The 14,975-nt window shown below is 67.5% G+C and carries 4 protein-coding genes and 1 pseudogene; 2 read left to right on the forward strand and 3 right to left on the reverse strand.

All coding sequences use genetic code 11. The features are described from left to right. Positions 1–2,665 (forward strand): annotated as a pseudogene (locus IEY14_RS10510) (hypothetical protein); the annotation flags it as partial. A gap of 548 nt (positions 2,666–3,213) precedes the next feature. Beyond that, complete coding sequence (locus IEY14_RS10515) at positions 3,214–8,427, forward strand: NACHT domain-containing protein (RefSeq protein WP_188908232.1); 5,214 nt, start codon at positions 3,214–3,216, stop codon at positions 8,425–8,427. Positions 8,428–8,717: 290 nt separating this feature from the next. On the opposite strand, the gene aptA is transcribed toward IEY14_RS10515, so the two are convergent. The 3 genes from aptA to IEY14_RS10530 are packed head-to-tail and all read right to left on the reverse strand — an operon-like array spanning position 8,718 to position 14,967. Then, on the reverse strand, positions 8,718–10,043 hold the full coding sequence (aptA, locus tag IEY14_RS10520) for an omega-aminotransferase AptA (RefSeq protein ID WP_188908234.1): 1,326 nt from the start codon (positions 10,041–10,043) through the stop codon (positions 8,718–8,720). A 26-nt stretch (positions 10,044–10,069) separates the two neighbouring features. Beyond that, positions 10,070–12,514, reverse strand: a complete 2,445-nt coding sequence (locus IEY14_RS10525; protein WP_188908236.1) for a GcvT family protein — start codon at positions 12,512–12,514, stop codon at positions 10,070–10,072. Next, a complete protein-coding gene (locus tag IEY14_RS10530) occupies positions 12,511–14,967 on the reverse strand; it encodes a GcvT family protein (RefSeq protein WP_373288959.1) in 2,457 nt (818 codons plus the stop codon). Before IEY14_RS10530 ends, IEY14_RS10525 begins: the two co-directional genes overlap by 4 nt. Positions 14,968–14,975 lie beyond the last annotated feature (8 nt).

Raw genomic sequence — 14,975 nt, forward strand, 5'->3', positions numbered from 1 at the left:
AACCCTCACCGAGGCCCAGCGCGACCAGATCTTCTCCGGCTCCGTCGAAACCATTCAGGACAGCTCGGGGACCTATCAGAACCCAAAGCTCTCGGGCCTGGTTCTCACCGCCCAAACCGACACGATCAAAACCTCCGCCGAGCACGCGATCGTATTCGGCCAAGCCTCGACCTTGAACGCCGAGGACCGCCTGACGGGCGGCAGCGAGCACGATGTGCTGTCGCTGACCGGCTCGGGCTCGTTCGATCTCTCGAAGCTGGCCGCCTTCTCGGGCTTCGAGGAGGTGCGGCTGACGAACGCCACCTCCTCCTCGGCATCGCTGGTGCTGCGCGACGGGGTGGACCTGAAGGTGGTGCTCGGCAACGGCTCGGCGAGTTCTTACAGCTATCCTTCGACCGGTAGCATCTCGGTGTCGCTCGGCACCGGGCACACGGACCTCCAGGGCGGCAACGAGTCCGACTACATCTACGTTCGCGCTCCAAGCAGTCTGAAATCCGGCGATCAGATCGACGGGGGCGATGGCATCAATTACCTCCGCCTACAGGGCGAATCCAAGGTTGTTTCTGGCGGATACGACCCGACAACCGGAACTTGGGCTGAGCAGGTCTATGGAAATGTCGAGTATGATCTGACGAACGTCAGCATCAAGAATATCTACTATCTGTACGTCGAGACATTCACCTATGGAAGTGCGATGACGACGATTAAGGTCGACAGCGCTTCGCTTTCCGGCATCCGCAACATCTACGGGCCCGACTATCGTTCCAGCGCACTTGTCACCGACGCGGCGACCCTCGATCTCGGCGGCGTGAGCGTCACCGGAACGCTGATCGAAAGCTTCAACACTTCCGGCACGGTGTTCACGACGAGCAACATCCAGACGGCGATGCAAATCGTCGGCGGCACCGGCCAGGACAAGGTCGTCGTCATCGGCGCAACCCTCACCGAGGCCCAGCGCGACCAGATCTTCTCCGGCTCCGTCGAAACCATTCAGGACAGCTCGGGGACCTATGCCAACAACCTGACCTTCAAGGCACCAGCCCTCAGCGCGCCCATTCTCAGCGGGACCGGGAATGGCAGCCCGACCCTTCCCGGCACGGCGCCGGTCGGGTCTTTTGTGTCCCTTTATGACGGCTCGACCCTTATCGAAACCGTACAGGCCGATATCCGCGGCAGATGCTTGTTCAATCTCTCGCTTCTGCCAGCGGGTGACCACCAACTCACCGCCGTCGCCGCAACCAGCGATCAGGAGCGCGCCAGTCCGCCTTCGAGCCCGCTATCGGTTTTCAGCGGCACGGGTGCTGAAATCGTCGCCAAGCTCGCCGATTTCGCCGCTCGCTCCGTTCTGCCGGCGCTTCTGATCACCGAGGGTTCGGACCTGCCCTTCGCCACGAAGGCGGCTCTTGACGCGGCGCGTGCGAGTTATGGCGCTGTGCTCGGCAAGATCGCCGGGACCTATACGCTGAGCGTCGTCACGACGGATGCCTCGGGCGAGACGTCGACGGTCTACGGCCCGGACGGCATTCTGCAGAAGGTGGTGTTCGAGGGGACGGACGGCAGCCTGAAGACGGACCGCTATGCCCCGGACGGCACGAAGCTCAGCCAGACCTACATCCATGACGGGGTGCGCGAGGAGCACAATTACGTCGTGACGGGCAAGCCCTATGCCCGCCAGGACGCGGTCTACGACGCGAAGGACAAGCTGATCTCGATGGAGCGGACCTATGCCGACGGCAAGCCGGCGCTGAACCAGGTGGTGCGCCCGGACGGCAGCCAGGCGGTGACGCAATGGACCTCGGACGGCACGAAGACTTCGCTCGCCTTCGACACGGCCGGGCGGCTGACGACGATCGAGACCGAGACCGCGCAGGGCGTGCGGACGCTGTCGGAGACCCGGGCGGCGGACGGCTCGAAGGAAGTGCACCACTTCAGCGGCGTGACGGGCAAGGAAATCAGCTCGCTGATCGTCCATGCCGACAAGAGCCAGGTGAAGACGCAATACGTCGCGAACAAGCCCTATGCCGATCAGACGCTGGTCTTCGACGCCAAGGGCAAGCTCGTGTCGGTGGAACGGCACTATGGCGACGGCACGCTCAATCTCTCGACGCAATACAAGGCGGACGGAACGGCCGAGGTCCACGGCTACGACACAGCGGGACGCGAGACGGTACGGATCGTCGGCAACCTGTCGGGTGAACGCGACACGTTCGAATACAGCTATGCCGGCACTTCCAAGACGCCCGCCACCACGACACAGACCCATTACGGCACGGGCAATGTGAAGCTCTGGAGCGACCAGACGGCGGCGGACGGCAGCCACAGCCAAGTCGCCAAGGCCGCAGGCGCGGTGCTGGTCTCGCATGCGGGCGTCGCCGACACCTTCACCGGCTTCAAGGGCGGGGCGGATACGTTCGTCTTCGGCCAGGGCTTCGGCAAGGACGTGGTGAAGGGCTTCGAGGCGGGGTCGGGCATGGGGCATGACGTGCTGACCCTCGACGACCGCCTCGCCTCGAGCTTCGCCGAGCTGCAGAGCCACATGACGAAGCTCGGCGGCGATACGCTCATCGCCTTCGGCGCCGACACGATCGTTCTGAAAGGCGTCGCGCCAACGGCCCTTACCGCCGACAACGTTCACTTCGTCCATCACGACCTCCTCCTCGCCTGACGGCGGCGGGGCGGGTGCGACGAAGCGGAACGGCAAAGCGGGCGCCGGGCATCCGCTCGGCGCCCGCGTCTCGTTCATGCCGCCAAACAGAGGAGCTTGGCGCCGGGCTCTCTCAGCGAGCCATCGCCGTCGAGGAAGAGGGAGAGCGTCGCGTCGCGCCCACACCACCGGTTCCGCGAAAGTGGACTCGTTCGATCCCATGTAGACATGAGCCGAAAGCAGCCTCCCGAACTTGCAGCGTCGAACGTCGGCTACGCGCCAACATACGCCGTTGGCCGAGATGTGCGGGAACGTCGGCTTGTTCCGAGACCCGCCGTCCGGCGGAGATCAATCTGCCGGACGGCAATATGCTCCAAGAATTGCCGTTCAATAGGCTGATCTCTGCTCCCAAAAACTGCCGCCGAAGTGGTCCGAGATGAGGTCTATTCTCACCATGTAGCGAACGCTGCTACCATTTCTCTAGCTGCGGTCGATCCGGCTACCGCCGGAATGGCGAGGACCATGAGCCCGCCAGTGCGAATATCATGGCTCAACCGCGATCCTCGCTCTTGCGCGTTTCGCTTGAACGCGCGAGCGATCATTTGCATATCTGGGGGATAGCAGAAGAGGGGACCAGTATCGACACCGAGCATGGCTCGAGCCCGGCATCGCGCGGTGCGGCCGGCGCCTATATCGAGGGCGAGCTCGGCGCGCTCTACCTGCTGGCGCTCCTGACTGGCAATAGGGCGCCGGGGCTGCCCGATGCGCGCGTCACCAGCGTGCGCTTCCAGGGTGTCGAGCAAGGTTTCAAGCTCGACGACGTCATCATCAAGGGCGTCGGCGCCAGTGGGGATGCGCTGCTCGAAATCCAATCGAAGCGCGACATCCAGTTTTCGCCAAAGGACGCGGTCTACAAGGACGTCGCCCATCAGATCGCCAGCAGCACGATTGGCGACGTACCGGCGGAGCGCCATCTGTTCGGGATCGCCACGCAGCGGACCAGCCGCAAGATTTCCGGCGCCTATCAGGATGTGTTGGGCTGGGCACGCAGCGCAGAAACAGCGTACGAATTCTTCACCCGTCTGAGTGCCAAGGGCGTGGCGAACGGCGACATGCGCGCGTTCGTCGCGACGACGCGCGCGCATCTGGTCGCGGGCGGTGTCGCCGATGAGGATGAGGCGATCTGGCGGCTGCTTCGTCGGATGCTGATACTCGAATTCGATTTTGAGGCAAGTGCGCCGATCGCGCGGAATTATGGTCTGGCGCTTGCGCGGATGGCGCTGGCCGACGAGCAGGTCGCACGCGCCGAGGCGCTGTGGAGCCGGCTGGTCGATCTCTCGATCCAGACGGGCGCGCGCGGGGGCGAAATCGACGCCGCCGCGCTCAAGACCAATCTCGCCGAGGCAGATTTCAAGCTCGCCGGTGAACGCGATTATGGCCCGGCACGCGCGCGGCTCGACGAACTCGCGCATAACACGCTCGCGCCGATCGGGACGAGCGTCGCGGGCGTGACGCTGCCGCGGCTGGTGGCGGTTGCGGCACTCGACGAGGTCGCGGAGACGCAGCGCTTCGTCGTTGTGCGCGGCGATACCGGTGTTGGTAAGTCCTGGGTGCTGCGCCACTATGCCGAGCGCGTCGCCGCGCGCGCGCCGATCATAGTCCTCGATCGTGAGGCGACACCGCCGAGCGGCTGGCTGTACCTGGCGAACGCGCTCGGAATCCCCGGATCGGCCTACGCCTTCCTGACCGATCTGGCGGCGAGCGGCGGGGCGTATCTCTTCATCGACGGCATTGACATGATCGACGATGTGGGGCGCCAGCGCACGATCAGCGAGTTGCTGCGGGCAGCTTCCGCTATTCCCGGCTTCACGGTGATCGCGACCGCGCGGCGGGGAGGCGCCAGCGACGCCATTCCCTGGCTCGACGCGGGAGTCGCGACCGCGCTTGGCGGGCTGCATGCGGTCGAGGTCGAGGCACTGTCGGACGAGGAAGTCGCGATCCTTGTCGACCAGGCACCCGAGCTCGGCATGCTGCTCGATGCCAGCCATCCCGCGGCCCAGCTTGCGCGCAATCTCTACCGTCTGTCGCGATTACTCCGCGAGCCGCGAGCCGCGTCGGTGCGGACCGAAGCCGAACTCGCGCAGCTGTGGTGGACCAGTGCCGATGGCGCGCCTGCGGCCGAGGTGCGCGCAGCGCAGCGCATCCTTGAGGCGCTGGCGACCGCCGCGCTCAAGGGCGAGGCCGGGATCGATCTCGCCGAGGATTCGCCGGCACGCGACCATCTGCTGACCGCGCAGTCGGTCCGCGAAGCCAAACGCGACCGGCTCGTTTTCTACCATGACGTGCTGCGCGACTGGGCGATCGGGACCTATCTTGTCGAAGACCCATCCCGCCTGGCCGGGTTCGATCTGAGCGGGCCTGTATCGCCGCGCGTCGCCCGTGGCGTCGAGATCGCCGCGCGGCTCCTCCTCGAGACGGGCAAGGATGCGAGCGCCTGGCTCGACCTGCTTTCGCATCTCTCGCCGCCGAGCGCGCACGGGTCGTGGCGCCGCCAGGCGATCCTTGCACTCGTCCGATCCGAAGTCGCCATGGACGTGCTCGATAAGGCGAGCGCCTCGCTCCTCGCCGGGGGAGGCGCGCTCCTCGCTGAACTCTCCACGACGATCGTCGCGGTCGAGACGCAGGCGGTGGCAGACGTCATCGCCCTGCCTGATGGATCGAAGGTCGATCTGCCACGGTCGTACCGGACCGATGTGACGGGATCGTCGGTCCTGGTGCTGCGCTGGGTGCTTGCCCATGCCGCCAAAGTGCCAATGTCCGCGATCGGCGCGGTGGTCAAACTGGTCGAGGTCCAGACCTTCTTCCTCAAGATGCTCCCCTCGCTCGCCGAGCGCACCGCCCGGCTGCTGTTCGGCTGGCTCTGCCAGCTCGATCTGCGCGACACCCCGGTCACGATCCCGGGAATGGACGGTGGCGCGCGCTGGGCGAGCGACGCACGGCGGCAGACGATCGACAAGCTTCGGCTGATGACGATGCTGCTCGGGTCCTTCGCGCCGGACGCGCTCAAGGCCTATCTCACCGCGATCACGAGCGACGGCGACCATCACAAGATGGAGAATCTGCGCCAATTCTCGAGCGTAATCGCGCCGGTCGCGCCGGCTGAACTAGCAGCGATGGTCCAGGCGACCCTGATTGAGAAGAAGGACAGCCGGCGCCGGCGGGACCGGGCGATGGAGCGCGCCTTCAGCTTTGCCGACAGCGACTATCTGCCGCCGTCGCCCGCGCAACCGCCGTTTCTCGACCTGCTGAATGCCGCGCCGGCTGAAGGACTGGCGCTGATCCGGGCACTGGTCGAGGAGGCGATCGCGTTTCGCACCGACAGGCGCGAGCCCGGCGACGATGGTATCGCAGTCGATTTTGGCGAGGGGCTGCGCTTCTTCCCCTGGGCCTGGAGCTATGGCTGGTCGCGGGGCCACGGCGATGAATATGCGGCCGCCTCCGGGCTTCTAGCGCTGGAGGCGTGGAGCCAGAAGCGGCTCGATGAGGGCGATCCGGTCGAGGCGGTGTTGGCCGACATTCTCGGACCCGAGGGTAGCGCCGCCGCCTATCTGCTGATCGCGATCGATGTTCTTCTGTCGCACGGCACGATCGCGCGCGTCCCGCTCGCGCCGTTCCTCGCCAGCCCGCAGTTGCTCGCCGACGATCGCACCCGGCAGATCCATGATCAGATGGGGTCGGGGCTCGACACGCTTGGGCTGCAGGAAGAGCCGAAGGGTCTGGTGCGCATGGCCGATCTGCGAGCACGCCCCTCGCGCGGCTATTCGCTGATCGACACCCTGCCGAATTTCCTCGCCGATGAGCCGGTCGGCAACGGGTTGCGGACAGCGCTCGCAGCCGCGGTCGAGACGCTTGAGCCTTATGGCGCGCACGCGACGCTGAGCGACCCGGAGCTGGCCGGACGGAACGCGCTCAACCTCCTCACCCGGGCGAACTGGTTCGAGCGGGACGACGGCAATCTCGAATATCGCTCGCCGCCGGACGAGGCCGCGCATTTCGCGGCGCTCGAAGCCAAGCGCGACGTGTCGGTCCAGGCAAGCGGCATGGAAGCGCGCATTTCGATGGCCAGAGAGGGCGGCGACTACGCGACTGCCGACACCGCGCGCGACGCGGTCGCCTATGCCGAGGGCGGCGTGCCCGATGGCAGCGATACCGACGTGCTCCAGTCACGCTCGACACGGCTAATCACGACGGCGCTGCTGGTCGCGCGCGACGGCGACGACGCGCTGCTCGCGGCGAACGAAGCCTGGGTTCGGCAAGTGATCGCCATCGCGCTTGAGGAGAAATCTGATCGCGGCGGCGGCTCGCACGATACGCTGCGCTTCAACCGCCCGGCGATCGCGATCCTGGCGCTGATCCATCTCTGGGCACGGCAGGGGCAGACCGCCGACCGCGATGCGCTGGTCGCACTTGCGACACGACAGGACCGGGCGCCGGCCCCCGCGGTGGCGGCGGCGGTCCAGCGCATCTTCGAAATCGAGCCAAGCCTCTTCAAGGCGATGATGCGCGCGGCTTTTGCCAGCATGACGTGGCGCTGGAAAAGCTACAAGCCGGAAGACGAGGCGCCCCACGCGGCGTTCGAAGCGGAACGGGCCGCCGGGATCGGTGCGGCCGTGGCGGCCGAGCTGGCCTGGCTTGACGGCGGTGTAGAACCGGACTGGCCAGCCTGGCCCGACGAGCGTCCGATCCTGCGCCGGGCTAGCCGGATGCGAGTGCCGGGACCGGTCACGCCGGAGGAGTTCGACGCCGACGACGCGCTCGAGACGGCGATCGACGCGTCGCCGGCGATCCTTCATGCCGATCATAGGGCGGCGGCCCAGTGGCTTGCGATGATCCAGTCGGCGCCTGCCGGCACGATCGGCTGGCGGCAAGAGATCGTCTCGGCCTATGCCGAGTGGACAGGGCGAATGAACGGGCTGGGCTATGCGGCAGATGCCGAGGTCAGCCGCGACCTGAACGACTGGAATATGCACTATTACGCCTTCTACGCCGAGCGGCTGCTCGACGGGGACGATGCGGCGTTCGCGGCCGACTTGGCGTTCGTGACCGAGCTGCCAGACGCGCCGTTCGGCGAAGTCGCGCAAACGGTGCAGCATGCCGCCGACGCGCTCTATTTCAACGACAGCGGCCGTGCGGCGGCGCGACCGGTGGCGCTGCGCGAAAAGCTGGTCGGCCGTGTGATGATCCTCAACCGGTGGCAGTATGCCCGCGACCCTGCCGAAGCGCGGATCGACATGGAGAGCGGCGGCGTCATCGCGAAGATGATGTTCAACACCTATGGGATCATCAACGGGACGCACAGCTACTTGCCGCGCGCCCTGTTCGACAGGGTCGATCCGTTTCTGCCACTGCTGCGCCCGATGTTGCCTGGCGGGCAGACCGTGTTCGTGGCGCGCTGCGCGATGAACCTGTTGCTGGTTGCGCCGCGCGCGCGGCATCTCGACTTCCTGCTCGACGCAGCCGAGGCCTGGTTCGACCGCACGACATCGCCGGGCCTCTGGATCGCGGCGGGCGTCGGCCGTCAGGTCGTGAAATGGTTCGAGGCGGCGGTGGTCGAGGACCCTGGGTTGCTCGCGCCAGCGCATCCGGCGCGTGCGCGCATCGATCGGGCGCTGGGGCGACTGGTCGCGGTCGGTGTCGCCGAAGCGCATGACCTGGAGGGCCGTGTCACGGCGGCGGCCGAAGCCGCGGCCGTGGCGCTCGTTCGCCGCACCCCGCCCGGTTGAGAGTCGGGTGACCTCGTCCGCTTTGACTGACCTGGTAACGAAAGCTGTCAGTCTCCTTGCCGGCCAGTCCTGCGAATTCCAGGAACGATCATAAGTGCTTCAGGGATGGCAGGTTTGGGTGGTCAACGGACAGTCCGCTTTTCGGCATCCACGTTGATAAGCGGACTCTCCGTTCCGGGCATGCATTATGTATGAGCGCCGTTCGGCATGGGTGGTGACTCTGGGTGTGGTTCTAAGCGGGCCGGGTAGGGCTTTAACGGAAAAGAAATCCCTCGGGAGCGGCATGAACATCATGCCGCGGCCGCGATCACCCTTCCCAGGACCTCGACGATCTCGCCGATCTGCCCCCGCTCGATGACGAGCGGCGGGGACAGCGCGATGATGTCGCCCGTCGTGCGGATGAGGAGGCCCTTCTCGAAGCAGTCGACGAACACGTCGTAGGCCCTCGCGCCGACCGCGCCGTCCCGCGGGGCCAGCTCGATGCCGGCGATGAGGCCGATGGTGCGGATGTCGGTGACGTGGGGCAGGCCCTTCAGCGAGTGGATCGCCTCGTCCCACTCCGCCTGGATCTCTGCCGGGCGGGCGAACAGGCCCTCGCTCTCGTAGATGTCGAGCGTCGCGATGCCCGCCGCGCAGGCGGCCGGGTGACCTGAGTACGTGTAGCCGTGGAAGAGCTCGATCGCGCCCTCCGGGCCGTGCATCAGCGCGTCGTGGACCTTTCGGCTGGCGAACACCGCGCCCATCGGAAGCACGCCGTTGGTGAGGCCCTTGGCGGTGGTGACGAGGTCGGGGACGACGCCGAAGTGGTCGGTGGCGAAAGGCGAGCCGAGCCGTCCGAAGCCGGTGATCACCTCGTCGAAGATCAGGAGGATGCCATGCTTGTCGCAGATTCCCCGAAGCCGCTCGAGGTACCCCTTCGGCGGCGGCAGGACGCCTGTCGAGCCGGCGACTGGCTCGACGATGCAGGCGGCGATCGTCTCCGCCCCGTGGAGGGCGACGAGGCGCTCCAGGTCGTCGGCGAGCTCGGCGCCGTGCTCGGGCTGGCCCTTCACGAAGCCGTTGCGGACGGGATCGAACGTGTGGCGCAGGTGGTCGGTGCCGGGAAGCTGCGGGAAGACGCGGCGGTTGTTCACGAGGCCGCCGACCGAGATGCCGCCGAAGCCGACGCCGTGGTAGCCGCGTTCACGGCCGATGAGGCGCGTCCGCGTGCCCTGTCCGACGGCGCGCTGGTAGGCGATCGCGATCTTGAGGGCGGTGTCGACGGACTCCGACCCCGAGCCGGTGAAGAAGACGCGATCGAGCTTATGTCCGTCCGGCCCCGGCGCGATCTTCGCGAGGCGCTCGGCGAACTCGAAGGCGATGGTGTGGCCCATCTGGAAGGACGGGGCGTAGTCGAGCGTCATGAGCTGGCGCTCGACGGCTTCCGCGATCTGTCGCCGACCGTGGCCCGCGTTCACGCACCAGAGGCCCGCGGTCCCGTCGAGGACGGTGCGGCCGTCGTCGGTGGTGTAGCGCATGCCCTGCGCGCCGACGAAGAGGCGCGGCGCCTTCTTGAACTGGCGGTTGGCGGTGAAGGGCATCCAGTAGCTGTCGAGGGACGGCAGGTTGGGGCGCATGGGATGTGTCCTGGAGTTGGAGCCGGTCAGGCGAGGATGCGGGACGAGGTCGGGTCGTACATCGGCTTCAGCGACGCCTCCGCCGGGACGCGGACGCCCGCGATCTCGATCTCGTAGGTCGACGCGAGGAGCTCCTCCTCGCCCTGGTTCTCGCAGGGGACGTAGCCCATGCCGATCGCGCCCCCGAGGTGGTGGCCGTAGTTGCCGGAGGTCACGATCGACACGATCCGCCCGTCGCGCACCACGGCCTCGTTGTGGAAGAGCAGCGGCTCCGGGTCCTTCAGGCGGAACTGGACGAGGCGGCGCTTCAGCCCCTCCTCGCGCTTGCGCAGGACTGCGTCGCGCCCGATGAAGTCGCCCTTCTTCGTCTTGACCGCGAAGCCGAGGCCCGCCTCGAGGACGTGGTCCTCGTCGGTGATGTCGTGCCCGAAGTGGCGATACGCCTTCTCGATGCGGCAACTGTCGAGCGTGTGGATGCCGCAAAGCTTCAGGTCGAACTCGCGGCCGGCCTCGCGGATCGCCTCGAAGGCGTGGGCCGCCTGGTCGCTCGGCACGTAGAGTTCCCAGCCGAGCTCGCCCACGTAGCTGATGCGGTGGGCCCGGGCGAGGCCCATGCCGAGCTCGATCTCCCGGGCCGTGCCGAACGGGAACGCCTCATGCGACAGGTCGTCCGGCGTGACGCGCGACAGGAGCTCGCGGGAGCGCGGTCCCTGCACCACGAGCACGGCCTCGCCGGCGCTGACGTCGGTCAGGACGGCGAACTCGTCGCGGAGCTGCTTGCGGAGCCACGACAGGTCGCGCGTGAAGGTCGCGACCGGGACGACCAGTAGGTAGGCCGTCTCGGACAGGCGCGTCACCGTGAGGTCGCTCTCGATGCCGCCCCGCTCGTTCAGCATTTGGGTGTAGACGATCCGGCCGACCTTCACATCGACGTCGTTGGCGCAGACGCGCTGGAGGAAGCGGCAGGCGTCACGCCCCTCGACGCGGATCTTGCCGAACGAGGACATGTCGAAGAAGCCGACGTTCTCCCGGACGGCCTTGTGCTCCGCCGCTTGGTTGCCGAACCAGTTCTGGCGCTTCCAGGAGTAGCGATACTCGCGCTCCTGCCCGTCGTTCGCAAACCAGTTCGGCCGCTCGAAGCCCGCGACCTCGCCGAACACGGCGCCCTCGTCCTTCAGGACGGCGTGCAGCGGGGACCGGCGCACTCCGCGGGAGGTCGCCATCTGACGATATGGGAAGTGGTCGGCGTAGAGGAGGCCGAGCGTCTCGGACACGCGGTCGCGCAGGTAGCTGCGGTTCTTCTGGAAGGAGTGGGCCCGGCGGATGTCGACCTCCCAGAGGTCGAAGGGCGGCTCGCCGTCGTTCATCCACTGGGCGAGCGCCATGCCCGCGCCGCCGGACGAGACGATGCCGATCGAATTGTAGCCCGCGGCCACCCAGTAGCCCTTCAGCTCCGGCGCCTCGCCGAGGTAGTAGCGGTCGTCCGGCGTGAAGCTCTCCGGGCCGTTGAAGAACGTGTGGATGCCCGCCGACTCCAGCATGGGCATGCGGTTGATCGCCTTCTCGAGGATGGGCTCGAAGTGGTCGAAGTCGTCGGGCAACTGGTCGAAGCAGAAGTCCTCGCGGATGCCGCCCATGCCCCAGGGCTTGGCCTTCGGCTCGAAGGCGCCGAGCAGCATCTTGCCCGCGTCCTCCTTGTAGTAGGCGCACTCGTCAGGGACGCGCAGGACGGGCAGGCGCTGGAGCTCGGGGATCGCCTCGGTGACGATGTAGAAGTGCTCGCAGGCATGGAGCGGCAGCGTCACGCCCGAGCGCGCCGCGAAGTCGCGTCCCCACATGCCGCCGCAGTTCACGACCATGTCGGTCTCGATCGTGCCGGATTCGTTGCCGTCGGTCCACGAGACGCCCGACACGCGCCCGTCGCGCTGGTGGACCTCCGTCACCTTCACGTCCTCGACGATCCGGGCCCCGCGCTGGCGAGCGCCCTTGGCGAGCGCCATGGCGATGTTGGCCGGGTCGCACTGGCCGTCGAGCGGCAGGTGCACCGCACCGACGACGTCGCCGATGTTGAGGTGCGGGTACATCGCCTTGGCTTCCTCGGGCGAAATCTCCGCGACGTCGACGCCGAATGCGCGGGCCAGCGTCGCCTGGCGGTAGATCTCCTCCCGGCGTTCGGGCGTGAGGGCGACCGTGATCGAGCCGCACTGCCGCATGCCCGTCGCGACGCCGGTCTCCTCCTCCAGGCGGACGTAGAGGTCCGCCGAGTATTTGGCGAGGCGCGTCATGTTCTGGGACGCGCGGAGCTGGCCGATGAGGCCGGCGGCGTGCCACGTGGTGCCGGACGTCAGCTTCTTGCGCTCGAGGAGGACGATGTCGGTCCAGCCGAGCTTGGCGAGGTGGTATGCCACCGAGCAGCCGGACACGCCGCCGCCGACGATGACCACGCGGGCCTTGGAGGGAAGGTTGGTCATGCGCGGATTCTTTCGTTGTTCGGGTCCCATAGGGCCTGGTCTGCGGCGACGGTCGCCCGGAAGGGCGTCCCGAAAATCTCCACCTCGACGACGGTGCCGGGTTCGGTCAGGTCGGCCCGGAGCATGGCGAGGGCGATGGAACGGTCCGTGCGGTAGCCGTAGCCCCCGGACGTCGTCTCCCCGACGACCTCCCCGCCGTGGCGGACCGTCGACATGTACGGGGCGTCGTGTTCCCCCGGCTCGAGCACCAGCGTGGCGAAGCGCCGGGACACCCCGCGCTCCCGCTCGCCAAGCAGCGCGTCCCGCCCGAGGAAGTCCGGCTTGTCCCATTTGACGAAGCGCTCGAGCCCGCCCTGGAGGACGCTGTAGTCCGTCGACAGGTCGCCCTTCCACGTCCGGTAGCCCTTCTCGAGACGGAGCGAGTCGAGGGCGAACATGCCGAAGGGCTTCAGCCCGTGCGGCCGGCCCGCGTCCCAGACGGCGTCGAAGATCGCCGGCGTGTCCTCGACCGCGGAATGGATCTCCCAGCCGAGTTCCCCGGCGAACGAGACTCGGACGAGGCGGCATGGTTTCCCGGCGATCCGGGCCTCCTGGTGCGTCAGCCATCCGCGGGACAGGTCCGCCCCCTCGACCACCGACGCGAGGATCTCCCTCGAGCTGGGCCCGGTCAGGATCTGGCAGGTGAACCTCTCGGACACGTCCTCGATGCGAAGAGAGCCGTCGGCCGGCAGGTGGCGGACCAGCCAGTCGCGGTCATGCCACTGCGCGACGGCCGCGGTCACCAGCAGGAAGGCGTCGTCGGCAAGGGCGAGGACCGACATCTCCGTGACGATGCGCCCGCCCTCGTCGGCGAAGTAGGCGAGGCCGAGCCGGCCTGGCTTGGGGACGGCGCCAGTCGTCATGCGCGCCAGCCAGTCGCGCGCGCCCGCCCCCTCCAGCGTGAAGCGCGAGAAGCCCGGCAGGTCGAGGATGCCCGCGGCGTCGCGCACCGCGAGGCACTCCTCGCGCACCCGCCGCTCCCACGGGCCGTCGCGGCGGTAGGTCAGCGTCGATTCCTCGGAGGTGTCGTCGCCCGGGGCGGCGTACCAGTTTGCCCGTTCCCAGCCGTTGTACGGACCGAACTGGCCGCCGAGGGCCTCGATCCGGTCGTGAAGCGGGGAGTGACGGCGGCCGCGTCCGGCGGGCCAGACGTGCCGCGGGAAGTGGATGGCGTACTCGTGCCCGTAGACCTCCATGCCCTTGGCGACGCAGTGGTCGTCATCGGTGTAGGCGGTGAAGCGGCGCGGGTCGCAGGACCACATGTCCCATTCTGTGCGCCCCTCCGTCACCCACTCGGCGAGCACCTTCCCGGCGCCGCCGCCTTGGGCGATGCCGAAGGTGAAGACGCAGGCCTCAAAGGCGTTCGGGACGCCCGGCATCGGGCCGATCAGCGGATTGCCGTCGGGCGCGTACGGAATGGGTCCGTTGATGACCTTCTGGAGGCCGGCCGTGCCGAGGATCGGCACGCGCTCCATGGCGTCGTTGAGATGCCATTCGAGGCGCTCGAGGTCGTCGGGGTAGAGCTGGAAGGAGAAGTCCGCCGGCATCGGGTCGTCGGGCGTCGTCCAGTGGGCCCGGCAGTTCCCCTCGTACGGTCCGAGGTTCATGCCGTTCTTCTCCTGCCGGAGGTAGTAGGAGCTGTCGACGTCGCGCAGCAGCGGCAGCTTGTGCCCCTGCTCGCGGGTCCAGGCGGCGATCTCCGGGATCTCGTCGAACAGGATGTACTGGTGGCTCATGACCGTCATGGGCACGTCGCGGCCGAACATGCGCCCGACCTCGCGCGCGCGGTAGCCGGCCGCGTTCACGACGAACTCGCAGCGTATCTCGCCCGCCTCCGTCTCGATGACCCAGTCGCCGTTCTCCCGGCGGGCGCCCGTCACCGGGCAGAACCGCACGATCCTCGCACCCATCTCCCGCGCGCCCTTGGCGAGCGCCTGGGTCACCTGCGCGGGGTCGATGTCCCCGTCGTTGGGATCGTAGAGGGCACCTTTGAGGTCATGGGTTTCGAGGAACGGGTAGAGCCGCTTCAGCTCGTCGGCGCCGAGCACCTCCATGGCCATGCCCTGGTGGCGGCCCATGCCCTTGGCGCGGCGGAACTCGAGCATCCGCTCGTCCGTGTGGCCGAGGCGGAGCGACCCCGTGACGTGGTAGTTGATCGGGTAGTCGACCTCGGCGCCGAGCCGCTTGTAGAGTTCGGTCGAGTAACGCTGCATGTTCATCAGCGACCACGACCCCGAGAAGGTCGGGCAGTTCCCGGCCGCGTGCCAGGTCGAGCCGGACGTCAGCTCGTTCTTCTCGAGGAGGACGCAGTCGGTCCAGCCCGCCTTCGCGAGGTGGTAGAGGGACGAGACCCCCACGATGCCGCCGCCGATGATTACGACGCGCGACCTTGTCGGTAGTTCGGCCAAGTCCATGCCTCCCG

It is taken from the genome of Aureimonas endophytica (genome assembly GCF_014642635.1).
Taxonomy (GTDB): Bacteria; Pseudomonadota; Alphaproteobacteria; order Rhizobiales; family Rhizobiaceae; genus Plantimonas; species Plantimonas endophytica.

Coding starts and splice junctions, on each gene's coding strand:
- aptA (WP_188908234.1), bottom strand. CDS start 10,043: ATGCGCCCCAACCTGCCGTCCCTCGACAGCTACTGGATGCCCTTCACC.
- IEY14_RS10525 (WP_188908236.1), bottom strand. CDS start 12,514: ATGACCAACCTTCCCTCCAAGGCCCGCGTGGTCATCGTCGGCGGCGGC.
- IEY14_RS10530 (WP_373288959.1), bottom strand. CDS start 14,967: ATGGACTTGGCCGAACTACCGACAAGGTCGCGCGTCGTAATCATCGGC.